Source organism: Pseudomonas sp. BC42, assembly GCF_021560055.1.
Taxonomy (GTDB): domain Bacteria; phylum Pseudomonadota; class Gammaproteobacteria; order Pseudomonadales; family Pseudomonadaceae; genus Aquipseudomonas.
Genome location: NZ_CP091067.1, coordinates 771150 through 793666, shown reverse-complemented (window position 1 = coordinate 793666; position 22517 = coordinate 771150). Strand labels below are relative to the sequence as shown.

19 protein-coding genes are annotated in these 22517 nt (G+C 58.4%); 3 read left to right on the top strand and 16 right to left on the bottom strand.

The annotated features are described in order from the left end of the window. Nucleotides 1-273 precede the first annotated feature (273 nt). The 9 genes from L1O02_RS03730 to L1O02_RS03690 all read right to left on the bottom strand — a co-directional run bounded on the left by L1O02_RS03730 (nt 274) and on the right by L1O02_RS03690 (nt 7340). Nucleotides 274-894, bottom strand: a complete 621-nt coding sequence (locus L1O02_RS03730; protein ID WP_235759553.1) for a hypothetical protein — start codon at nt 892-894, stop codon at nt 274-276. Further along, on the bottom strand, nt 891-2666 hold the full coding sequence (locus L1O02_RS03725; RefSeq protein WP_235759551.1) for a hypothetical protein: 1776 nt from the start codon (nt 2664-2666) through the stop codon (nt 891-893). Before L1O02_RS03725 ends, L1O02_RS03730 begins: the two co-directional genes overlap by 4 nt. A gap of 3 nt (nt 2667-2669) precedes the next feature. Further along, the gene (locus L1O02_RS03720) at nt 2670-2996 is read right to left on the bottom strand and encodes a hypothetical protein (RefSeq protein ID WP_181321641.1); all 327 of its coding nucleotides are present in this window, start codon (nt 2994-2996) and stop codon (nt 2670-2672) included. Next, on the bottom strand, nt 2993-3727 hold the full coding sequence (locus L1O02_RS03715) for a glycosyltransferase family 2 protein (protein ID WP_108546159.1): 735 nt from the start codon (nt 3725-3727) through the stop codon (nt 2993-2995). Before L1O02_RS03715 ends, L1O02_RS03720 begins: the two co-directional genes overlap by 4 nt. Next, nucleotides 3724-4371 carry an HAD family phosphatase gene (locus L1O02_RS03710; protein ID WP_108546158.1) on the bottom strand — a complete coding sequence of 216 codons (648 nt, stop codon included), beginning with the start codon at nt 4369-4371 and terminating at the stop codon, nt 3724-3726. Before L1O02_RS03710 ends, L1O02_RS03715 begins: the two co-directional genes overlap by 4 nt. Nucleotides 4372-4398: 27 nt before the next feature. After that, nucleotides 4399-5022 (bottom strand): phosphodiesterase, encoded by a 624-nt coding sequence (locus L1O02_RS03705; protein WP_235759549.1) that lies wholly within the window; start codon nt 5020-5022, stop codon nt 4399-4401. A gap of 1 nt (nt 5023) precedes the next feature. Beyond that, nucleotides 5024-5785 (bottom strand): glycosyltransferase family 2 protein, encoded by a 762-nt coding sequence (locus tag L1O02_RS03700; RefSeq protein WP_108546156.1) that lies wholly within the window; start codon nt 5783-5785, stop codon nt 5024-5026. A 77-nt stretch (nt 5786-5862) separates the two neighbouring features. Then, nucleotides 5863-6567, bottom strand: coding sequence for an ABC transporter ATP-binding protein (locus tag L1O02_RS03695; RefSeq protein ID WP_108546155.1), 705 nt, complete (start codon nt 6565-6567; stop codon nt 5863-5865). Beyond that, nucleotides 6564-7340, bottom strand: a complete 777-nt coding sequence (locus L1O02_RS03690) for an ABC transporter permease (protein ID WP_108546154.1) — start codon at nt 7338-7340, stop codon at nt 6564-6566. Before L1O02_RS03690 ends, L1O02_RS03695 begins: the two co-directional genes overlap by 4 nt. A 1617-nt stretch (nt 7341-8957) precedes the next feature. On the opposite strand from L1O02_RS03690, the gene L1O02_RS03685 reads away from it, so the two are divergent. The 3 genes from L1O02_RS03685 to L1O02_RS03675 all read left to right on the top strand — a co-directional run bounded on the left by L1O02_RS03685 (nt 8958) and on the right by L1O02_RS03675 (nt 11009). Then, a complete protein-coding gene (locus L1O02_RS03685) occupies nt 8958-9329 on the top strand; it encodes a hypothetical protein (RefSeq protein WP_060841280.1) in 372 nt (123 codons plus the stop codon). 10 nt (nt 9330-9339) lie between these two features. Then, complete coding sequence (locus L1O02_RS03680) at nt 9340-9795, top strand: DUF3828 domain-containing protein (RefSeq protein WP_060844742.1); 456 nt, start codon at nt 9340-9342, stop codon at nt 9793-9795. A 137-nt stretch (nt 9796-9932) separates the two neighbouring features. Next, complete coding sequence (locus L1O02_RS03675; protein WP_235759547.1) at nt 9933-11009, top strand: dienelactone hydrolase family protein; 1077 nt, start codon at nt 9933-9935, stop codon at nt 11007-11009. A 53-nt stretch (nt 11010-11062) separates the two neighbouring features. Here the strand turns inward: L1O02_RS03675 and nirK are convergent, their stop codons facing one another. The 7 genes from nirK to L1O02_RS03640 all read right to left on the bottom strand — a co-directional run bounded on the left by nirK (nt 11063) and on the right by L1O02_RS03640 (nt 22494). After that, a complete protein-coding gene (gene nirK / locus L1O02_RS03670) occupies nt 11063-12154 on the bottom strand; it encodes a copper-containing nitrite reductase (protein ID WP_235759544.1) in 1092 nt (363 codons plus the stop codon). Between the two features lie 113 nt (nt 12155-12267). After that, on the bottom strand, nt 12268-13086 hold the full coding sequence (locus L1O02_RS03665) for a DUF2135 domain-containing protein (protein WP_060841283.1): 819 nt from the start codon (nt 13084-13086) through the stop codon (nt 12268-12270). 3 nt (nt 13087-13089) lie between these two features. Beyond that, nucleotides 13090-14733 (bottom strand): DUF2300 domain-containing protein, encoded by a 1644-nt coding sequence (locus tag L1O02_RS03660; RefSeq protein ID WP_060841284.1) that lies wholly within the window; start codon nt 14731-14733, stop codon nt 13090-13092. A 1-nt stretch (nt 14734) separates the two neighbouring features. After that, the gene (locus L1O02_RS03655; RefSeq protein WP_281063661.1) at nt 14735-19312 is read right to left on the bottom strand and encodes an alpha-2-macroglobulin; all 4578 of its coding nucleotides are present in this window, start codon (nt 19310-19312) and stop codon (nt 14735-14737) included. Then, a complete protein-coding gene (locus tag L1O02_RS03650) occupies nt 19309-19968 on the bottom strand; it encodes a DUF1175 family protein (RefSeq protein ID WP_060841286.1) in 660 nt (219 codons plus the stop codon). The genes L1O02_RS03655 and L1O02_RS03650 overlap by 4 nt, the downstream gene beginning before the upstream one ends. Beyond that, entirely contained in the window at nt 19953-21665 is a 1713-nt protein-coding gene (locus L1O02_RS03645; RefSeq protein WP_108546150.1) for a DUF2138 domain-containing protein, read from the bottom strand. Before L1O02_RS03645 ends, L1O02_RS03650 begins: the two co-directional genes overlap by 16 nt. Nucleotides 21666-21702: 37 nt before the next feature. After that, on the bottom strand, nt 21703-22494 hold the full coding sequence (locus L1O02_RS03640; protein ID WP_060844747.1) for a DUF2135 domain-containing protein: 792 nt from the start codon (nt 22492-22494) through the stop codon (nt 21703-21705). Nucleotides 22495-22517 lie beyond the last annotated feature (23 nt).

Sequence of the window (22517 nt, the reverse complement as noted above, 5' to 3'; positions counted from 1 at the left end):
AACACCGACAAACTTACCCATGAACAAAAGCAATGGAGAGAGAGTGACAAGCGCTAGATGACGACAGCACAAATCATAAAATCAAAAACTCACCGGCGCCTTATGGACCTTATGCAATATCTCACTACGGAACAATAAATATCTAAAGCCAAAAAAGTCGAGACCACACTCATGAGAGAGAACGCCCTCGCGACTTATTAATCTCCACACCGAGAGCTATCGCTCCGATGAGCTGACAACCCAAACCAAATCGTAAGCAGCACTGACCCTAGATCACTTTGCGCTTTTCCTGAGCCGCCTATACATAAGTAATAGCACTCGCCTCACTCTAATTACCGGTTTAGCGAACACAAGAAAACCCAGAAGTAGCCTTTCGATTCTAATGGATAAAAACAATCTCCTGAGCGAGCCGGACCGTGCCAACACCGTGTGACTGCTAGGAAGATTATTGAATGATTCATTCAGTGTTCGAGCAAAGAATGCGAGATACATTTCCGGCACCGAGAAAACGACATTTTTATTACGCAGCTTTGGCGTCATATAGTTATATCGAGCCAGCTTGCGCACAAAATCAATGCCTGTCGCTAGATCACTCTGGCCTAACATGAAGCACACCCATTCCGTGGACAGCGTATTGAGCCTGTTCGCGACCTCATTGACATCAACTAGCACCAAGCCGTCTTCGATGCTATATCTGGCATAGAGAAAGCTTTCAAGGCAGTATGAGGTGCACGCCACAGGAACATCATCGATGGAAAGCTGATCGAGATTACAACGATCATCTACCACGATCACTGGAAACGCCTTACTTGGCTGAACCACCATTCGGGCGAGCTGTTTTACGAACAGGTCGCTAGCTTCGTGAACTGCGTTTGATACAACGTAGATTTTCACTTGGCTCTCTCGATATACGAACGGAAGGGGGTCGAATTATAGATAGCCTTCACGGCTGCCGATAAGCTTTCGAAATAGAAAACCTTGCCATTGCCAGTATAAGCTCTGACAGCGGAAACAACGATACCTGGCAACGAAAGCCAGTTGTGATGAAAGTAGTCCGCCAAGTTCTCATAGAACCAGCTCTCATAAGGTCGCTGGTAGAGCATCCAGCGAATTGCACGGCTGCTGATGATCAGTTTTTCTTTGGCAGCAACTGGATCAAGAAGGAACTGATGGATGATGGCTTCCTGCTCGTTATTCGATAACTGATCGAGCAGAACTAACTTCTCGTAATCCGCGATGAACTCACGAACCGATTCAATATCATTACCGAAGGTGGACTGCTGAACAACGAGATTGAGCAGTCTCACCCAGTCACTGGCCGATATGCTCCTTGCCCCTGTCGGAATACTAAAACCTTCGTGATTAGCGACATACTTATTGGCAAAGGTGCGCAATTTTCTAAGCGCCAAAACAGTAGATAACTTTAACAGAGGTTTCTTGCTCAGCATCGAGAAGAAATTCGGAAAAGTATAGCCCAGCTTTCCATTCACCTTTTCAATGGGCATGCGCACACCAAACAGCGCCCTAGATGTGACAGACTGACTAATCCCGAACGGATTCACCCGGCTCGGCACACCTGCTTTTCCTGCACGAGTGCCCAACTCAATGTCCTCGAACTCCACCCAGAAGAGCGCTTCATCCAGCGGAAAGGCATTCCAGACCTCTTTGCGGCACACATAGAGACTACCAGTGGGGTAGCTTAAATCGTTGGTAAAACGCATAGGATTGGCGAAGCAGAAGCCTGTGCGCTCGACTTCGGTGAATATCGAAGGTGCAATGGATACCGCCGCGCCAGAGGTCCGATGCAACCCCTGTAGGCCACGAGAAATTTCGCCCATCGCCAGATGGTAATCGGAATAGCGCCGCGGGTGCATTGACATACGATTATCGAAAAACATGCTCTGCAGCGTCATCAGAGGGTAGCGCGGGCCAAAACGCCGAACCATTTCCCCGAAATGCTTGGGCAGGAACACCCGGTCATGGAGAATGACCAGGTTGTTGTACTTGGCCTCAAGCGCCAGGCGATTTTTTTTCTTGCAGATTTGTACTGGCGGGGCAGTGATATCCTCACCGACAATACGAACCTGATCGAAGTAGGCGAAGTTTTCGCCCGGTGAACCACAGAGAATGATTTCCTTGTTGGGGATGTCGATTTCCAGGATGCGTTTAACCACAGCGTTCAGCACAGTGGCATCCTCAGGCCCTACTGGAATACCGAATGTCCAGCTGTCGAGGTCGTCGTCAGTCTCAGCGGCCAGCTTGGCGACTTTCTCGTAGGTCACTGTAGTAGGAGTGCGCGACACAGCAACAAGGGCGGACCTGAAATATTCCCTGTCCAGGTAACACGGAATTGCGGTGTCTTCGAAGACGGTCAGTTTTTGCCCGACCTCGAGGAAGTGAGCACCGTCCCAGAGCAAAAGGGGTGCAAGCGGGGAGTCGCTCTGGATGCCAAAGAAACAGTATGACCCTCCTCCAAACATGCTGACCGGACGCACAGCGGCGTGCAGGTTTCTAATCACTTCACTGGGCTTTGTCTTCCCTCCACCTCTAAAGGTGACCAAGGTCGAACATTCGTGCGGCAACTGAAGCTCGCCTGGGAGCTCCATGAGCTTAGGCGTGGTGAGATAGCCGAGTGATCGGTGATGCTTGAGAAGAGTGGTTTTCATCGATTACTCGTCAACAACATATTTATCGTTAAGAGCACCAGGCACCTTGACCACAACCGTTGTGGCATCGGTAAGGGCCTCGAAGGCGGTAACATCCCCCGGCTCAAGAGTAATGATATCCCCCTCAGTCCAAGTCTGACCGCACATGGAAACGCTGCCGGATAAGATCAGGGTGATCTCTGTAGCGATCTTGTGGTAGTGAGCGACCTCACTATCCCCCGCTTTGTAGACTTTAACCCCGACCTCGCACGCTTCGGTGCTAAAAGCGGTCGGCTTGAAGCCACCGACAAACCAGCCTTTGATCATATTGCCTAAGTGCGCAGTATTCATGACCGCCCCCCTTGAACTTCATAAGCGTAGATTTGCGACGCGCTTTTCAGCGGGCGGTACTGAGATGCCTCAACACGGTATGCACCGACTTTCTTGTGCAGGAGGACCAGTTCGTTCAGCGCGGGGGCGATATAGAAGACGTCATTTACCTTTGCGTCTTTGCGGATCATGTTTTTCACCGCCTCGACGAACATTGCCCCACTTTTGAACCAGTACATTCCAGCAACAGCATGAGGACTGATCGGGTTCTTTTCGGCAGCCTCGACCACATCACCGGTATCAGTAAGGCGTACAAAGGCATAACGAGGGTGCAAGGATCTGAAAATAACCACGCCGGCGTCGCGGCCCTGGCTACGGAATTCGTTGACAATCCTTTCGAAGGGCTCATCAAGAATTTCGTTTGCGCTGATAATCACAAGCTCTGCATCGTTATCAATGACTTCGCTCGCCAGCAACGCTGTACAGGCCGCCCCCTTAGTCGCCTCGTGTACAGGGTGAGCAACTGCTGCCGGGTGCATCTGAGAGACCATATTACGCAGGTGATACTTGCTCACATCCGAATTGGGCAGCATGCAGATAGTTTTGCTGGGATTCAGGGAAGCACTCTTTTCGATAAGCGCCTGGATAAGTGGAACGCCATCAGACTCAGACAGGTAGTAAGGGAAATCACCTTCTTGGCAAGACTCGTCAGTCTTCCCGGCCAGAATGACAATATTGAGTTTCTTGCTCATTGGGCACTCTCCTTGGCATTACACAGGGCGTTTATTTCTGCTATTTTATTGAGAATGTTCTCCAAATTCACGTCAGTGGTTTCAGCGACCTCTAAGACATGAGCCCCCGACGCACAAGCAGCGCGAATACCATTCTCGTTATCCTCAACGATCAAGCATTGCTCAGGCTGCAGCCCAAGATCATGTATGGCCTTGATATAGATATCGGGCGCTGGCTTACCTTTGGCCACATCTTGGTTGGACAGTTTTAAGTCCAGATACTGACTGAGGCAAGACTTCTCCATCATCACCTCGACTGTATTGCGAATTGAGTTTGATGCCACCGCAAGTTTATAGCCCTGGTTTTTTAACGAAGATAGAGCGTACTGGTGAATGAATGTGGGCTTACACTGGGCGTAGACGATTTCCATCGTATAAGCCTGTTTCATCTCGTTGATGAACGGATGAAGAACCATGGGCAGCCCATGCTCAACAGTCAGCATCTTCAGCTTGTGAGCCGTAGGCAGGCCGTCATAGCTAGTCAAATGATCATGCCGACTGATGTTGTAGCCAAAGAGGTTGAGTGCTTTGTTCAAGGCATTGTAGTGCCAATCCTTTGCCTCAATCAGGACTCCATCCATATCGAAAATAACAGCCGAAATCATATCATCACCCCTTTAGATAACTCTTGTTCAGCCAGCGTTGTTGAAAAAACAATCCGCTTGCTCTGGCTTGTCCGTACAAAGCATAAGCCCAGGCAAAGTATTCAGCTGGCGCAGCGAACCCCAAGCATCAGCAACATCACGCCCATGCAGTTCCGGTGAGACCACACAGATTTTCTTGCCATGACTCAGGTACTTAACAATCTCGCAGTTGGGATAATGGCCATGAGAGAAATGATCCAGCCAGATGCCAGCAGCCTGATCAAGCCAAGCAGGCATGGGCTCGACATCACTCAGGCGGGTATAAGTGCATACCCCTTCATTGAAGTAACCACGCATGTCCGGAACAGCCATATCAAATACAAACCAATTAGTATGGTTGCGATCTTTAAACTTTGCTGCCAAAACCTGCGCCAGCCCGTCTGCCTTGATATTGATTGCCAAGGGAAGGTTACGCCCCCCCATGATATCGAGCAGGTCGTCTAGGGTCATCTCCTGACCAGTGGGCATATCATGGGAAATGACGAGACGACCAGCACAATCACGCACATCGGTTTCGGTGCCGTAACCCAGATCGAATGATCGGTGGAATGCAACTGGCTGATTTCGCTCATGGGGCTCCAGCCAGTAACCGCGGTGACTGATGATCTCCATATCAGCGGCTCCTGCCGGCGACAGCCCGCTTGCTGATCGGATTACAAAGGAAGTAATCAAGATCAGCAGGGATTCCAAGACCATACATACCCTGACCTTCGGAGCCCACTGTGTAATGGATAATACGAGCCCCCTTGTCGATAATCTCGTTGTAAGCAGGCGCGACGTAAAACTCGCCATTGACTCGCAGATCCTTCTCGAACATCTGCTCGACAGCCTCGATCAATTGGTGACCGCTGCGGAAGTTGTAGATCCCAACGGTCGCTTCGTCAGAAATAACTTCTTTTTCAACAACACGATTGATCGTGCCCGCCTCATTAAAGCCGACAAAGGACCATTTAGGATCGTCGGCCTTCATGGTCATAATGATCCCGTCAGCAGACGCGCTATCCATTGCATCCAGATAGTCGTTGATATCTAGATCAACGTACTGATCACTGTTGGCGATCATCACGGGATTTTCGTTGTCGATCAGCGCTTTGGCCGCGTGGACGGTGCACGCTGCACCTTCGGTGATCCCATTAAGCTCTACAATTTGGCAGCCAGGAGCCCAAGCGCCAAGCTTCTCACGCAGGCCGTATTGTTCGACGTGCGTAGCCTGGCAAATAAAAATAAACTTGTGCTCGCGTTGTGGAGTGAGATTGTCGATGACAACCTTGATCATGGGGACGCCATGTACAGGGATAAGTGGTTTAGGATCTTTATAACCAGCTACTGCAAATCGACTGCCAGCTCCGGCCATGGGGACAATAATTTGGAGCACAGGATCACCTTTAAGGTCTAGTTGGGTTTACCAGTATTATGGACATCAAACTGGATCTGCGTTAATTCACAAACAAACTAATAGCACCCTTCACCGACAACACGTCCTTTTTCGAGATGAATATAACGCTTACAGAAGAGCTGCCCTTGATCCTTCGAATGAGTAACTAGAATCAAAGCCATACCATCATCCTGCATATCGCGAATTCTTTGATAACATTTATTTTGGAACTCCTCATCACCTACAGCAAGAACCTCATCAGCGAGTAGGACCTGCGGATCCACATGCACAGCCACCGAAAAACCAAGCCTCATGTACATGCCCGATGAGTAATTCTTAACTGGCGTATCAATGAAATCGCCAAGCCCCGAAAAGTCCGCAATATCATTGAAACGAGCACGCGTCTCTTTATTGCTCAACCCATAAAGACTGGCATTAAGATATATATTTTCCTCACCGGTAAGCTCCGGATGAAACCCGACCCCCAGCTCAATAAGTGGCGCAATGCGACCATAAGAAACAACAGAGCCACTTGTCGGAAGCAATATTCCACTAACCAACTGCAAGAGCGTACTTTTCCCTGACCCATTATGACCCACCAATGAAATCGACTCCCCCTTGCAAAGGGTAAAAGATACATCACTAACCGCACTAAGCCTTTCCACGCGCTCTTTAAAATTCGGATTAAAAAAACCCGCAATTTTATGTTTCATACCGCCCCGATTGTGCCGTAAAGTAAACTCCTTACTCAGATTTTGAACTTTAAGGACAATATTGTTCATAGGAGCTCGACCACTTTGTCAGTACGTTTAAACACAATCAACCCTGCCGCAATTGTTGACAACCCAATACCCCAGCAAAGCATTAGATCAGCCCACGAAGGTCGGACGCCTTCATGCAGTATCGCGGTAAAACAATTAAAAAATGGTGCAAGCGGGTTAAATGACACCACTCTCACGACTTCTTGCGGCAAGGTTGAGGTAACCCAAACAATCGGCGTAAGCCAGAACAAAAGAGGCACAAAAACCTCAGTAACATGCTTAATATCACGATGGGTAATCTGCAAGACACTTACCGCAAAACCAAGACCCAATATCATCGCAACATACGGAATCAATACTAGCGGATACCAAAAGAGGGCACCACTTACGATACCGCCTAGAAACTTATACAAAACGGCATATACCGCCATTGCAACAAGCCAAAATGAGCCGACCGTTATAGCGCCCGAAAGAGGCAATAGAATACGTGGAAAACGTAGCTTCTTTATCAAACTACTGTTCCCAATCAACCAATCGCTACTTTGCAATACAATCTGACTAAAAAGCATCCAGTGAAATACGCCAGTCACCAGGTGCAAGGCAAAGCGATCTTGACTACTAGGAAGAATATAGGTAAATACTATATAATAGATAAGAGTCACAACCAGCGGATTCCCGAGAGACCAGGCAAAACCGAGAGCAGCCCCCATGTAGCGAATCTTGATTTCCTTCGCGACGAGATTAAAAACAAGATCTCGCCACTTAAACAAATCAGAAAATTTATAATTAATCATAATTCTATAAACCTTGATCGAGCCATATAAACTCAGCACTAGAAAATAACTGCATAAACATTTTAAGTCCAAGCAAGCTATTTGAGGCGGCGACATTTGCCGGGAGGATTAGCTCCAGCAATGATGCGGATTGCTGCGAGATGGATCATCCATAACTCCAGTTGAGAGACGCACCAAAAACTGCAGGGGTGTCATCATATAGACCTAAGAACTCTCCAATCAAGTCCGCAGGCGTGCTGTGATACGACTGACTAGCTGATCCGGGCCGTCCATGAGCCAAATGAGCTTTTCCGACCACGAATGCACAGCAAGCATAAGCAGATAAGCCTCCAACGCGACCTTGCCAGCACATGCTCATCGCCCCCCTCTATCTCGATGTAGAGAACGATACTCGTAGGAAATGAAGCTGCGGGCCTGCCCCATGCACAGCTAGCTTTATTGAAAAGGACTCTCGCTGCGCCGAACCGTCATTCGTGGATACCATCATTCTCTGTGATCTCAATCCGACCAAGACCAGCGCGAGCAAACGCGATTCGGAGGGGACACCTCGAGGCAAGAGAGGCAAGCTGCACCTCATCTAGAATGAAGCCTCACATCGATAAAACTCCATGTCGAACCTGACTCATCCCCCCCCTTGAACCCGTAACCGACTTCATCTAGTAAGGGCCATAACCAGTTTGAAGCTCTCATTTAATGACAACAATTATTAGGATAATGTGATCCGCAGGCGACTCCTCTAACCAACCACTGCCCTGTGCCTTTACTGAAAAGCTTCAGACATTATTCTATTCGAGCTTTTTCAAAATACAAAAATATAAATAGCTTATAATTTAACGTACAGCCTTCCAACATCATTTACGCTCCTTCTTTGTGAAACAAACATGAACCCTCCGCCCTGAGCCAGGCGCATGCGAAAACTTAGGAAATTCCATACACATCTCCGTCCCCTTATGGTGTTCGCCTTAATTTTCTACCCACAGAGACTGCCGCCCCTCATTACTTTTATTCAAAAAATCTGCAGTATTCGTTGATACATCTGTACAGCATGATGCTGTTAGTCGCGTTACAAAAGGATATGCATGCTATTTCTGAGATTTTCGGCAAGGTGAATTCTCGCCTCAATGCCGCACAAAACTGAACGACGAGAGGGTTCACAACAACACACGCTCCTTGTCCCCTCTCAATTTCTAGAACATACGCCCCATCATCGATCAGAGCACGAGTCTGAAAAAAGCTATTAATGATATGACTTAAGCCCCCCACTCTTATCCTTCATACTGTCGATCTCGATAAATTCACCTCATAGGTATTTCGAATGGAGGCATCGATAGCAGTTGGCCTCATTGCGTCCGTTCGAACTAGAGTATTTCAAAAGACTCAAAAATACCTTTAGCAATCAAATCGCAGACTGACGACTGGTCGCTTTCAACAATCTCATAACGCAGCCCCTAAACAGCAAGCGTATGCGCATGCCGTTGGAACGTCGCGTTTCACAAATCGGATACGTAACTGCCCCCCTCGTGCCCAAAGCCCGAAGCCAAGGCACTTAGCCAGTATTTCCGGCATCCCCGCGCAAGAATAAAATCGCCGCTCTCAAGGACTCTCGGATGACAAGGAATGTGGAATAAACAAGCCGCTATCGATCACTTGAACGCGCATGCTCACGCCGGCAGTACCGGACGCTGTGCCGCCTACACCCGCCAGGCGATCGAGGCTGGCGGCGGTGGGGTGATTCTGCACAGGAAGCATTCGGCCAAGGACTTCGGCTCATCCCTGACCTCGGCCGGATTCGTCGAGCAACCCGCTGGCCAGACGCCTCAGGCCGGTGATGTAGTGATCATTCAGCCGATTCCCGGCCATCCCCATGGGCACATGGCGATGTTCAACGGTTCACTCTGGGTGTCAGACTTCAAGCAGTTGCACGGTTTCTACCCAGGGCATTCCTATCGGGTGCACAAGCCCGACTACAAAATCTATCGCCATCCGTAAGGGGTCCTCCATGAGAATGCTGTTCTGCTCGCTGCTGGCCGCGGCCGCCGTCGCCCTGCATCAGCCACTGGCCCTGGCCGACTGCGCCAGTTCGCCCAAGCCTGTCACCCAGGCGTTCTACAGTTGGTACCTGCAAACCTTCAGCGAAGACAAGGACCCGATCACCGACAGCGTCCCGGAAATGAAGAAGTACGTCTCCGACTCGCTGATCGCCAAGATCAAAAAGCAGATGGCCAGCCCCGATGGCCTGGAAGAGGACTACTTCCTCAAGGCCCAGGACTACATGGATGAGTGGCTGACCCAGATCAAGGTCAGCGAGCCGCAGATCAAGGGTTCCAGCGCCAAGGAACAGGTCACGCTGGGCAGCACCCCGGATACCACCCAGATCGTCGATGTACGGATGATCAAGGACAAGGGCTGCTGGAAGATCGACGAAGTGCTTTCCACCACCGATCAGAGCGACTGAACGACGAGCTCTGCCCCGCTGCAAGACTGACAACGGCAAATGCGCAGGTCGTCGAGGGACGCGACCTGCCATGTTAAGCTGCGCGCCGTTTCGGGCACCCGCCCGAGGCGTCTTCCACTGAAAAAGGACTCTCAGTCATGTCGTTGCCGGCCGCTGTACGCCTGCCGCTGTCGTTCCTCTGCCTATTTACCGCCCTCAGCCTCACCAACGTCCACGCCGAAGACCAGCAGGACGTCGCCAAAGGCCGCTGGCAAGGCCTGGCGGCCATGGCCAATCTGTACCTGGACGACGCCACGCCGGCCGATTTCATCGAAGCCGGGGACAACGAAAAGAGCCAGCACGACAACTACGCCGGCGCCCTCGCCTACTACCTGACCGCCGCCCGTCTCGACCCGAAGAATGCCTACGCCGCCTACCAGGCAGCTGGCAGCCTGGCCGCCATGAACAAGAACACGCGCGCCGCCGAGTTCCTCGATCAGGCCCGCGAGCGTGGCTTCTGGCAGTGGGTGATCCTCAAGGAAGACGACGAACTGCAATCACTGCAGCAGACCCCGGCCTACCAGAAGCTGCTGCAGGGCGCCGAGAAGAACTACCCGGCCAAGGCCAAGGATGCCGGCCTGGCGGCCTTCAGCATTCCCCAGGGCAAGGCCCCCGCCGAAGGCTGGCCGGTGGTGGTCTGGCTGTCGGGATTCGGCACCGAAGGCAGCGACGGCATCGACATGCGCGCCGACCTTGTGGGCGAGCAGGCGGTGCTGGTGGGCATCAACGGCACCCTCAAGCGCGACGAGCATCAGTTCATGTGGCAGCCGCATTCGGTGGACAGCACCCAGGAGGCGGTCAGCGCCGCCCTGAAGAAGCTGGAAAAGCAGACCCGCATCGACCGCTCGCGCATCGCCCTGATGGGCTTCTCCCAAGGCGCCGAGCATGCCTCGCACCTGATCGCCGAGTACCCGCAGCAATACAGCGGCGCGTTGCTGCTGTCCCCCGGCGGCTACCGGATTCCGTTCGGCGAACCCCGGGCCCGGGACAAGCGCATCGTCATCGTCCACGGCGCCCAGGAGCACGAAAGCAACCAGAAGCTCACCGCCACCACGCAGCAGGCCCTGGCGCCCGGCAACCAGGTCCAGAGCCATGAGCATGCCGAGGGCCATACCTTCCAGGACGACTGGCGCCAGGCGTACCCGGGCTACCTGAAGTTCGCCCTGAACCTCTGATGCAAGGTTTCGGCGCTACGGCCTGAACCCCGCGGCCACGGCGCGGCTTCAGGTCAAGGCTTGGCCGGAACAATGGGCCCCGGGGACTTCACCTGGGTCATCAGGTCATCGTCCCAGGTGCCTTCGACCTTGACCTGAGCCAGGGCCCCCAGCTCCATGGCCTCGATCAGGTTGTGGTTGAGGTACACGTAGGTGCCGGGCTGCTTGAAGTTGTAGAGCGCGGCCAGCGCCGAACCGCCGGGGATGAACCAGGTTTCCAGATTGCGCAAAGGGGCATTGGCGAACTTGCCGGTGGTCCAGACCCAGTCACCATGGCCACCAATCAGGTGCGGACGGCTGTCGCGGTTGGCCTGGGAGTGGATGAACAGCACGCTTTCCCCGACCTTGGCGGTCAACGCATTGGCCCCGGTCAGAGCCCCGACCCGGCCGTTGAACACCACATGGCTCGGGGTCAGCTTGCGCATCACTTCACGGGTGTCCTGGTAGCTGGAGGCCAGGTCCGGGTAGTCCTTGTAATGCCCGTCCTTGTCCTTGGGGATATACAGATCGAACTCACCGATGGTGTAGGCCCGGTCATAGTGCAAGGGCTTGCCGGCAGGGTCTTTCAAGCCATCGCGCGGCAGCACCATCAAGGTTCCGCTCATGCCCGAGACTACGTGCCAGGGCACCATGCCCGACGGCGCGCAGTGGTAGACAAAGGTGCCGCTGCGATCGGCCTTGAACCGCAGCACTACCTCCTGGCCCGGCACGACCTGGGTCAGCGCGGCCCCGCCCAGGGCGCCGGTGGCGGCGTGAAAATCGATGTTGTGGGGCATGCTGTTGCTGGCCGGGTTGCTCAAGGTCAGTTCGACGTAGTCGCCCTCGTGCACCACCAGCGTCGGACCGGGCATGGAGCCGTTGAAGGTCATGGCCTGCAGCGTGGTGCCCTGGTCATCGACCACCATCTTTTTCTCTTCCACCTGCATGTGGAACTGCACGACCTTCGGTGGCCCGCTGACCACCTGTTCATGGGCATGCACCTGAGGCGGCGTCACCAGATCCACCTTGACCCGCTGCAACCCGTCGGCGCCCGCGGCCAACACCAGGCCGGAGACACAGCTGCCGGCCATCACACAGCACTTCAACCACGATTGAAAAGCACCCATGTTGCGCATTTCCCTGCCAATGAATGGTGCTTCATTGCAAGGCAAACGCCGGGCGCTCGTATTGTCTCAGGGCAATGAAGCAATGCCCGGGCAGACGCAGCGATTGAGCCCGATCATGGATAGCTGAAACTGCGCACCAGGGTCAGCTCTCCGGGGGCACGCATCGGCACGATGAAGGATTCGCTCTTCTCATCCGGCGTACCCTCCTCGGTGATCACCGTGACCTGGGCCGTGGTCAGCGGCTGCACGGCGTTTTCCTGGCCGCCGTCTGCATCCTCGTCACTGCGATAGCCGCCACCGTAGTAGTTCACATACACCAGGTACTGGCCCTTGAGCGGCGCCGGCATGGAGAAGATCTCCGGGCCGTAGCCGGTGGTCACGTCCACGTCCAGGGTCGCGCCGTTGGGGGCCACGCGATCGCCGTACCAGATGTGCGCGCCATCGGGGGTCACCAGGTGCAGGTCGAGGTCGGTGTTGTCGCTGTCCCAGGACAGCAGCACGCGCAACTTGGGCGGGGTCACGCCACCACCGGTATTGAGGAACTGCACGCGCTTGCGCTGCTGACCGTCGGGGCTGCGCACCTCCACGCTGTTGCTGCCGTTGGGGAAGGCGTAAGGCCGGTCGAAACCGCCTTGTTCATCGAACTTGAGCGGCATGCTGACGCCGTTGACGATCAGCTTGCCTGGCGCCTTGTTGGCCTTCGGCGCGCCTTTTATCTGCCCGCTGATGCGCGCGCTATCGGCCTGGCCCTGGGGCGTGTTCACCGAGGAGGCCGGGTAATTGACCTCCTGCATGTATTGCTCGCCATCGACGGCGCGGGTCCGCCAGCCGCCTTTGGGCGTGTCGAGCCGAATGCCGCTGTCGGCCAGAGCCATGGGCAGGCTGAACATTCCACAAAGGAACAGGAGGACCGGGGGAGCAGGAAGTTTCATGGCCTATTCCAATAAAAGATGACGGGCGAGCCCTTCGATGTAGGTTTCATCCTGGCCGTTGGGATGAGCTTCAAAGGCCAGGTGCAGGTATTCGTGAGTCAGGTCGAGGCGGTCTTGCAGCGAGAGCACGCCACGCACGTAGATGCGCTGCCGTTCACGGTCGACGTAGGGCCGGCCGAAGCTCAGGCGGCACACCGCGAACTGGCTGATTTCGTTGTAGCCGACCTCCTGTTCCAGGGGCTGGCGCCAGCGCCGACGCTGGTTCAGCAGCCAGTCCTGAGCGGCCGGCAAGGGCTCACAGGAAGCCTGTGGATTGTCCCAGCGACTGAGGCTGGCCCGCGGGTAAGCGTGGAGCAGGATCGCGTCGTAGCCCTGGCCGGCCCGGGCCTGTTCCACCGCCTGTTGCCACGACAGTTTGTCCGGCGCCTGCAGATCCGAATGGTAGGTGACCTGGGTTCCGGCCAGCACCAGATCGGCAGTCCAGGCGGCGATGGCCCGCGCCTCGGCGGTGGCCGGACGCGGGGCGACCCGCTGGCGGTTGCTGCTGTCATCGATGCTCAGGCATTCACCACTGCGCCCGGCGTTCTGCAACAGATAGGTACGTATGGCCACAGCCAGGGCCTTGGCGGCTTCCCGGGGTTCGCTGGAGGCCTCGCGCTGCAGCACCCGGGCCACGTATTCCTCGCGGTCCAGGCGGGCCACCAGTTGCAGGGCCGAGGCGTCAGCTTGCAGGAAAAGCTCGCCGCCACTGTGGATATCCAATTGATTGCCATTGGCGAATTCCACCTGGTAATCCCCTTGCAGGGCACCTGGCCTGGCGGCCCGGGCATTCTGGCTGACGCTTTTGAGCGGATAGCGGGAGAACAGGCTGACCTCCACGCAACGGCCTTTGTCCAGGGCCGGACGCTGCGGCAGTACCTGGTCCAGAACCTGGGCGTAATCCTTCAACACCCGCTGACTGGTGCCTCGTCCCCCCACCCACAGGGGTGTGCCGTCCACCAGCCAACCGGCAAAACCGCCCTGGCGCGACTGCGGGTCCTGGTCCGCCAGCCAGCTCCAGGTCTTGACCCGCAGGCGCCCGCCCAAGGCTCCCAACACCGCGCCATCGGAGGCGTTGAGCACCACATCCAGCAGCACCCGGCGTGCCGTCTCCTGAGCCGGCAACTGCGCCAGCACCTGCAACAGCTCCGCCACCGGCACCCGGGTCTGCGGCTGCAGGCGGTCGAGATCGCGCAACCACTCGGGCGCATGGCGGGCTTGCCAGTACTGGCGCCAGTCGGCGCTGGACAGCTGCAAGCGTTGCGGCTCGAAGTACAACCCGCAGGAACGGACCAGGGCCTGATCCCGGGCGATGCTGCCACCGGCCGTGCAGCAATAGACCTCGTCCTTGGATTTGCCCTGGCAGGCATAGGCCGGCTCTTGCGCGCCGGTGTCCGCCAACCAGGCATAGACAAAGAGCTTCCAGACACTGCCCAGGGGTGCCTGCAGGTCCTGGGGCAACGGCTCGCGAGCCAGCACCTGGGTCTTGCTCAGGCTCACCAGCTCGCTGTCCGGGGCGGTTTTCCAGGCCAGGCGCAGAGGCTCGTCCTGGGCTGTCACCAGCCCAGGGAGTAGACACAGGCACAACCAGGCCCAACACCGCGTCATGTTATTTGACCGTGACCTGACCCAGTGCCGGCGTGCGCTCCCGAGCCTGATGCTCCGGCGCGTAGACCTGATAGAAACGTGCCGCAGGCAGGTTGAACTGGCCCTTCTGGGAGAAGCGGATCAAGTGCCGCAGACGCACTTCGCTGCTGTCGTTCAAGGCATCCAGCGGCACCGCGTAGCTCATCTGCCCGGGTTCGAAGCGGGCCTTCTCCAGGGACGCCGCTTCCGTGCCCGCAGGACCGGCCAGCTTGATCCCCCAGGTGGTGCGCTCGACATCGGCACCCGGCGGCAGCGGCACTTCCAGCATGCCGTACAGCAGCGGCCGCTTGCTCTCGTTGGCGATGATCACTTCGTCCAGGTACAGGCCGTCACTGGCGATCGGCTTGTTGCCCACCGGTTCCAGCTTGAAGGTGAACGCCTCGTCGCCCGGCACCAGGCGCAACAGACGACGGGTGATGTTCACCGGCAAGGGCGTACCCGCCTCCAGTTGGCTCTGGTAGCTGAGCGACGCACGCAACGGCCGCTCCGGCAACGGGTCCAGGGTCAGCACCGCAGGCACCTGCGGCCCCTGCCACAGCCAGTAGCGTTCGCCGCTGGCGCCTTGCTGCTGTTGCCAGCCCTGCCCCGGGTTCAGGGCCACGGCCGGTGCGGCCTGAGCCACGCTGCGCTGCAGCCAGGTCAGGGCCAGGGCCCGGTCCAGGGTCGGTTGCGATGGCAGCAGGCGTTGCAGCAGGGCGCGCGCCGTCGCTTGATCGAAAGGCTTCAAGGACAGGTTGAGGGCCTGAGCGAACGGCTGCGAACTGAGGTCGAGCTGTTGCTGGGCCGCGTCCAACTGCGCCACGAAGGCCGGTGGCGGGGTGACCTTGGCGTCCCGCGCCAGGGCCGCGGTCAACACCCGGGCAGCGGCCAGACCGAGGGCCGAATCCGCATCCGCCATCACCAGGCTGTCGCTGCTGCCAGCGTCCACGCTGTCAGCCGGACCGCTACCGACCTTGGCCAGATCATCCATCAGGCCCCTGACCAGCGTCGCGATCGGCAGGTTCATCTCACGGGCGAAGGACAGGATCAGCGCCCGTTGCAGCAACGGCGTATTGCCGGCCTGCTTGGCGTAGACCTCCAGCACCCGCTGCCAGTGCTCCGGCGGCAGGTTCAGGTCCATGACCTTGCTGGCATGCCAATCGGCGTAATAGGCGTAAGCAGTGAGGAAGGCATCGGCATCGGCGTCTTCACCCCACCAGGTGAACGCCGCTTCCGGCCCGGCCATGTGCACCAGGCGCAGGCGACTGTTCTGCATGATCAGGCGCAAGCGATCGCGAATCTGCGGGTTGCTGGCCAGCGCCGGGTAGGCAACGCTCAACGGCAGCAGTTGGCTGGCGGTCTGTTCGACGCCGCCATAAGGGTATTCCAGCAGGTCGTCCAGGGCCGAACGGAACAGCGCTTGCGGGCTGTCGTCCAGGCGCAGGCGGATCTGCGCGGCATCGGCCGGCAGGCCCAACGGCGTGCTGGTGCCGGCCACGTCCAGGCTCTGGGTCTGCACCGTCTGCCAACCGGCGGCACTGCTGAGCAGGCGCACGGCCAGGGCATCCACGGTCTTGCCGCCTTGCACCAGCTCGGCGCTCCACTCGCCGTTGCCCGGGGCAATGGCCGGCAGGGCCACGTAGTTGATACCGCTGTTGAGGGTCAGCGGCAGACGCTGGGACTCCCCGGCATAACGAACCACCAGCTCGGCCTTGGCCGTCTGCTCGGACTGGCTGAAGACAAACACCCCCAGCTCCGGCTTGTCGCCACTGCGGAAGCGGGTCGGGCCGCTCCACTTCAGGTACAGGGCTTTTTCCGAGCGCACGAACTGCTTCTTCTGCCCCACCTGGCCGTCATCGGCGATGGCCCGGGCAGTGATGCGCCAGCGGGTCAGGGAGTCGGGCATGCGGAAGGTGAAACGCGCCTTGCCGCTGCCATCGGTCACCAGCTCCGGCTGCCAGGCAGCGGTGTCAACGTCTTCGCGCCGTGGTCGCTCCAGCACCTTGACCCCGCGTTCGCTGCGGTTGGCCTTGCCTGGTGCGGTGGGGCTGCCCGGCAGGGCCACGTCGTAGCTGATGAACGACAGGCTGGCGCTGGTGCGCACATTGTTGCGCCGTGGGTGATAGAAGAACTGGTCGATGCTTGGCGCCACTTCCGGTTGCAGGGCGTAGACCATTTCGTCCACCACGCTGACTGTCAGGTGCGCCGGCACCGGCTTGCCGGCGAACTGGGTGGACAGGTCCACGGTGACCAGGTCACCCGGCTGGTACTTGTCCTTGTCGGTGTGGATGGCCACATCGATCTGCGGCGTCAGCACCTTGATCCCGGCATTCTGGAAGCTGTATTCCCCGCCCTTGGTGTAGAGCACGGAGAAGGTCAGGTTCGGCGCGAAACTATCCTTCACCGGGACCCGCACGCGGTATTGGGTGGGGCTGAGTTTTTCCACCTTCAGCCAGTCACCGCCCTTGGACAGCAGCGCCGTGGCCTCGACCTTGTCGCGCTCCAGCGACAGCAGCGCATCGTTGATCGGCTCGGGGAAGGTGATCAGCGCCAGGGCTTCGTCACCGGCCTGGTACTCGGGCTTGTCGAGAACGATTTCCACGGTGCCCGGCACCGCTTTCACCCCTTCGCCGGTGACCGAGTGGCTGGTGCCGCCCAGGACCCGATCATGTTCGTCCTTCAGGGTCAGGTTGTAGGTGCCGGGACGCTCGAAGGCCAGGGCAAAGCCCTTGTCGGCCTCGCCCAGCTTGCCCTCGCCGGTGGACTGGTCTTCCAGGCGCACCCAACTGTAGCGGCTGGGGGAAACCTTCTGGCTCTGCTCGCCGGTGTTCTGGTTGACGTAGCTGAACTGCACCTTGTCGCCGGCGGCGCTGAAGCGCTGTGGCGCACTCAGGCTGAAGCTTGCAGCGCCGCGCTCGATGAGGATTTCCTTGGTGGTCTTGACCCGGTAGGCCGCGCCGTCACTGGCGAACACGGTGAGCATGTAGCGGCTCGGCTTGCTGGCCGCGGGCAGATCGAGGGTGGCACTGCCCTTGGAGTCAGAAGTCAGCTCGGCGCTGGTCAGTTCCACCGGGAACTGGCCCATGTACTGCAACTCGTTGTCCACCATCGACAGTTGCTGGGCCCGCAGGCTCAGCTGCAGGCGCGCATTGGCCACCGGCTTGCCGTCCGGATAGAGCAGCACCAGATTGCCCTTCACCGGCTCGCCGGTCTTGAAATCCGGCTTGGCCAGGCTCAGGGAAATCTCGAAATGCGGCTTGATGTATTCGGCCACGCGAAAGGCACTGCTGTAGACCTGGTCCTTGTAGGCAAAACGCAGCTCATAACCACCGGCCACGGCATTTTCCGGCAGTTGGAAGCGGCCTTGGGTACCGGATTTGGCATCCAGGTTCAGGGTCAGGTTCTGCAGCGCGGTGCCGGCGGCATCCAGCACGCTGACATTCACCGTGCCGGCCCCCGGCTGCACCGAATCCCGGGCATTCTTGAATTCGCGGCCGACGATTTTCAGCGATACCCAGTCCCCCGGGCGATACAGCGGCCGGTCGGTAAAGGCATAGAGCTTGGTGTCGTAGATTTCGCTGTCGTAATAGAAGTTCTCGGAGACGAATACCCCGCCTTCCTGGTCCTCGCCGATCACGTAGGAGCGCTCGGGGCTGACGTGTTTCAGGCGCACCAGGCCCTGTTCGTCGGTGGCGCCGCTGTTCATCACGCCCAGGCCGTCGGTCCACAGCACGTTGACCTTGGACACCGAGTTGCCTTCATGCTTGCCCGCGGCCCAGACCAGCAGTTCATCACCGGCGATCTTGCTCACCGCCACGGTATTGGAAACAAAGACCATGGTGGTGGCGCGGTACTTGCCCACCAAGGCTTCCACCAGGTACAGGCCCGGCTTGAGTTGCCCCAGCGGGATATAGACGTTGCCCGGCGCGACGTTGATGAACTGGCTGGAGGAGCCGGACAGGTCAACCCCGGCCGGCGGCTGGATCGGCTTGGCCTGCCACAGCGGATAACGGAACTGGGTCACCAGCGGCAGCCCCGGGATCAGGGCGAACTGCGGCTGTGCGTCATAGGGGGTGGGCGCCAGCAGGGAGTTGCCGACCTTCAGTTCCGGCACCTCCTCGGTCACCTGCTTGCGCGACTCGTAGGAGAAGGCGCGCTGCATCACCCGGCGGGATTTGCGATACCAGTTGTCCCACAGGTAGGCCAGGGTGTTGGACAGGCCCTCGCCCTTGAACTGACCGTCACTGACTACCCGGTGCAGGTTCTTCTGGCGCTTGAGGAAGTCCAGCGGCTGGTTGATCCGGTACACCCGGATGTCCGCGCCGCCGTAGGGTTCCATGCGAAAGCGCCGGTAATCCCGGCCCGGGGCCTCAAGGCGCACCATGGCCTGCTCGTCGCTGGCAAAGCTGCTGTCGGCCAGGAGGAAGAAACTCTCGCCGGAGACCGCCGCGTAATCGCTGGACGGCACCGAGTCTTCGGCATTGACCAGGCTCGCGGGGGCCGCGAGGGTCAGAACAACAGTCAGTCGAAACAGAAAACGCCACATACGCGATTCGCTCATTGGGTGAGGAAGTTCAGTCGATAGATGCCGATGAAGTTGGGGTTGGCGGGGTCGGGTATCCATCGGGTGTCCTTCCATGTCATCAGTTGCTGCACGCTGGCCGAGCGCATGCCGTTGTCGGTGGGGGTGGTGGTGCCGGTGTGATAGGCGATGTTGCGGCCCATCCAGATCATCAGGTGCTGGTCGTCGCCCTGGTCGAAGAACAGCAGGTCGCCGGGGCGCGCCTGGCCCAGGTCACGGCTGACCAGGTGGCTGTTGAACTGGATAAGCTTGATCGCATTGACGTAGGGCCCGGTCTGGCCGCCGCCCTGCTGCCACTGCTGGGCCAGGCCACGCTGGCCTTCGCTCAATTGCAGCTCCGGCGGCAGGTAGCGATTGGACAAGCCGTTGGCCCGCAGCCACTTGCTGTCGTGGACCTTGAGCGCTTCGTTGGCGGCAAAGCGCACCAGCCCCGCGCAGTCCTGCTGATACCAGCGCGGACTCGGCCCCTGGCTCAGTTGCTCCTGGGCAATGCGCACGAACCAGGCACGGAACACCTGGGACTGCTGCACGTCCAGCGGCGGCACCTGGGTCGCGCCCACGGCATTGCTCAGCAACAGGGCCAACAGGCCGAGGCTGGACAGACTCTTGCGCCATGCACTCACAGCGCGCGCCATTGCAGGGGCAGCCATTGCCAGTGGCCGTTGGGCTCGCTGCCTTCAGGCAGGGTCAGGGCGTACTTGCCATAACCGCCGAGGGTGCGCAGCTTGGGCACCAGGTAGGTTTGCGCGGCGTTGTTGAACACCGGCTCCATGTCCTGGGGCAGGCTGTCGAAGGTTTCCTGCTGGATCAGCTGCGCCAGGGACTGCGGGCCCAGGTACACCGGCATCAGCGCATCCTTGGGCACCACGTCGGCCAGGGGCGGGAAGCGCTTGTCCAGGGTGCCCAGGGCCTTGGTCACCAGCTTGTCGTCCAGGGAGAACACCAGGGTCGAACCGTGGCGGGCCAGGCTGACCTGCATGAAGGCGCGGCCGGTGATGGCTTGCGGGTCCTTGGCCTCCTTGGCCGGGTACTGGCCGAAGTTGGAGCTGACCTGGCGCTGCCACTGGTGCACCTCGCCATTGTGTTGCTCGACCACCGGGAACAGGCGCTCCGGCACCTTGCTTTCCCGGGCCCCGACCATGGAGCCGAACAGCTTGCCCAGTTCTCCATCGAGCCGGGTGTTGTCCTTGTCCTTGAGGCTGGCCACCAGCAGCGGCGTGTACAGCCGGGAATCGGCGTACCAGCACAGCCCGGCGGTGCCGGCCATGTGCTCGGTCAGGGTCGTGGCCATCGCTTCTTCGGCACCGAGCTTGACCAGCAAGGGCTTCTGCTGCTCCGCCGCCAGAGGCAGCGCCACGCAGGCACTGGCGCCCATGGGCATGGCCTGCCAGATCGGCTTGAAGTCGAAGTCCGGCTGGTTGTCCTGCTCCTGCAGGGCCAGATAGCTGTGCCAGCCCTTGTCGTCCATGTCGAAACGCAGACCGGCGAAGTTGGGGATGAACCGCTGGTAACCCATGGCCAGGACACCGGCGTTGACCGCCAGCCGCTGCTGCACCTCGGGCTTGCGCGCCTCCAGGCCGAACGCCTCGGGGAACAGCTTGTCACCATTGAGCAGCGCCTCCAGGGCCGCCGTGGAGACGGCGCCGTGTTGATCGTCGGCACCTTGGCTCAGGTCGTACAGTTTGCTCGGGTTGGACAACACCACCAGCTTGTCGCCGTGGGAGGCGAACGCCAGGGATTTGCCGGCGTTGTAGTTCAGTTGGTACAGCGTCACCGCATCGCCACCGACCTTGAGCTCGGCCAGCTTGCTCAGTTGCGTGTCGTCCAGGGCGACCTTGGCCAGAGGCTCCAGCAGCTTGGCCAGGCCGCCGCGGTCCATCACCAGCAGGAAGTCCTTGAGGCGCCCGTCGGCACCGCGCCACAACGCCACGTCCGCCGGCTGGTCGAACAGTTGTTCGATCAGGTTGTCCTGCAGTTTCAGGTCATGCTCGTAGATGATCCGCCGCAGACTGCCGATCAGCCCCAGGCGGTCGGCATGGGCCTGGTAGTAGAAGACGAAGTCCTCGGTCAGGGTTTCCTTGAGGAAAGGCACCGCCAGCAGGTCCTTGGGCAGTTGCGTCAGGGAATGGGTTTCCAGCAGCCCGTCAGGACGACTCAGGCCCAGCTTGTCGCCGGCCAGATCGGCCTGCGGGGTCTTGGGCTTGCAGCCCACGCCCGCGATGGCGGCCGCCACCAGGCACAGGCCCGCGACCAGAGCCGGCCAGCGCCGTTTGCTGCCGGATTGTTCAGGGCCGGGCACGCCGGCCACCGGGGATGCGGTGTTTTCGCTCATGATTCACAAAGCCCAATTCATCCGTGGTGCGGGATGTTCAATAGTTGAAAGACTTGACCAGCAACAGGTCGCCGATGGCCCGCATGGGCACGATAAAGGTCTCGCGTTTCTCATCGACGGTGTTTTCGTTAAGGATCAGGTTGATCTGCGAGGTGATCACCTCGTTCTGATTGCTGCCTTCGTCGAAGTTGTACCCGCCACTGCCGAAGTTGCCCCAGTAGTTGACGTAGATCAGATAGGTGCCCCGCAGCGGCGCGGTCATGGTGAACATCTCCGGGCCCGGGCCGTCGACGCCGTCCGGGTCCAGGCCGCCGCCATTGGTCAGGCCGGGATGGCCGAAGAAGGCGTGCTGGCCGTCGGGGGTGATGATGTGCATGTCCAGCTCGGCCTTGGGATCGTCCCAGCCCAGCACCACGCGGATCCGCGGCGGGGTCTTGTTCGGGTTGGCCTCGTAGAACTGCACGCGCTTGAGGGACTTGCCCTCTGAGCTGCGCACTTCGACGCTGTTGGAGCCGGCGCCAAACGCATAAGGGCGGGCGAAGCGGCCCTGTTCGTCGGTGTACAGATTCAGCGGATTGCCGTTGACCGACAGACTGTGGGGCTGGCGCAAATGGCCGATGGCCTTGAGCTGGCCCTCGATCAGGGTGCGATTGCGCTGGACGCCGCGGTCGATAGGTGGCGTCGGGTAGGCCACCCGGTCCTGCTCGGTGCGGTCCAGCAAGCCGGAATAGCGCCAGCCGGCCAGGGGTTCCTGCAGCTCGGCGGAAGGCTCGGCGAGGGCCGTGCCGGCCAGCAGCAAGGTCAGCAGAAGGGAGGAGAAAACGCGCATGTAATGCGTCCTGCCATGCATGG

Bases quoted from the DNA above. Each gene is read 5' to 3' on its own strand.
- L1O02_RS03725 (WP_235759551.1), bottom strand. From the start codon at position 2,666: ATGAAAACCACTCTTCTCAAGCATCACCGATCACTCGGCTATCTCACC.
- L1O02_RS03720 (WP_181321641.1), bottom strand. From the start codon at position 2,996: ATGAATACTGCGCACTTAGGCAATATGATCAAAGGCTGGTTTGTCGGT.
- L1O02_RS03715 (WP_108546159.1), bottom strand. From the start codon at position 3,727: ATGAGCAAGAAACTCAATATTGTCATTCTGGCCGGGAAGACTGACGAG.
- L1O02_RS03710 (WP_108546158.1), bottom strand. From the start codon at position 4,371: ATGATTTCGGCTGTTATTTTCGATATGGATGGAGTCCTGATTGAGGCA.
- L1O02_RS03705 (WP_235759549.1), bottom strand. From the start codon at position 5,022: ATGGAGATCATCAGTCACCGCGGTTACTGGCTGGAGCCCCATGAGCGA.
- L1O02_RS03695 (WP_108546155.1), bottom strand. From the start codon at position 6,567: ATGAACAATATTGTCCTTAAAGTTCAAAATCTGAGTAAGGAGTTTACT.
- L1O02_RS03690 (WP_108546154.1), bottom strand. From the start codon at position 7,340: ATGATTAATTATAAATTTTCTGATTTGTTTAAGTGGCGAGATCTTGTT.
- L1O02_RS03685 (WP_060841280.1), top strand. From the start codon at position 8,958: ATGTGGAATAAACAAGCCGCTATCGATCACTTGAACGCGCATGCTCAC.
- L1O02_RS03680 (WP_060844742.1), top strand. From the start codon at position 9,340: ATGAGAATGCTGTTCTGCTCGCTGCTGGCCGCGGCCGCCGTCGCCCTG.
- L1O02_RS03675 (WP_235759547.1), top strand. From the start codon at position 9,933: ATGTCGTTGCCGGCCGCTGTACGCCTGCCGCTGTCGTTCCTCTGCCTA.
- nirK (WP_235759544.1), bottom strand. From the start codon at position 12,154: ATGGGTGCTTTTCAATCGTGGTTGAAGTGCTGTGTGATGGCCGGCAGC.
- L1O02_RS03665 (WP_060841283.1), bottom strand. From the start codon at position 13,086: ATGAAACTTCCTGCTCCCCCGGTCCTCCTGTTCCTTTGTGGAATGTTC.
- L1O02_RS03660 (WP_060841284.1), bottom strand. From the start codon at position 14,733: ATGACGCGGTGTTGGGCCTGGTTGTGCCTGTGTCTACTCCCTGGGCTG.
- L1O02_RS03655 (WP_281063661.1), bottom strand. From the start codon at position 19,312: ATGAGCGAATCGCGTATGTGGCGTTTTCTGTTTCGACTGACTGTTGTT.
- L1O02_RS03650 (WP_060841286.1), bottom strand. From the start codon at position 19,968: ATGGCGCGCGCTGTGAGTGCATGGCGCAAGAGTCTGTCCAGCCTCGGC.
- L1O02_RS03645 (WP_108546150.1), bottom strand. From the start codon at position 21,665: ATGAGCGAAAACACCGCATCCCCGGTGGCCGGCGTGCCCGGCCCTGAA.
- L1O02_RS03640 (WP_060844747.1), bottom strand. From the start codon at position 22,494: ATGCGCGTTTTCTCCTCCCTTCTGCTGACCTTGCTGCTGGCCGGCACG.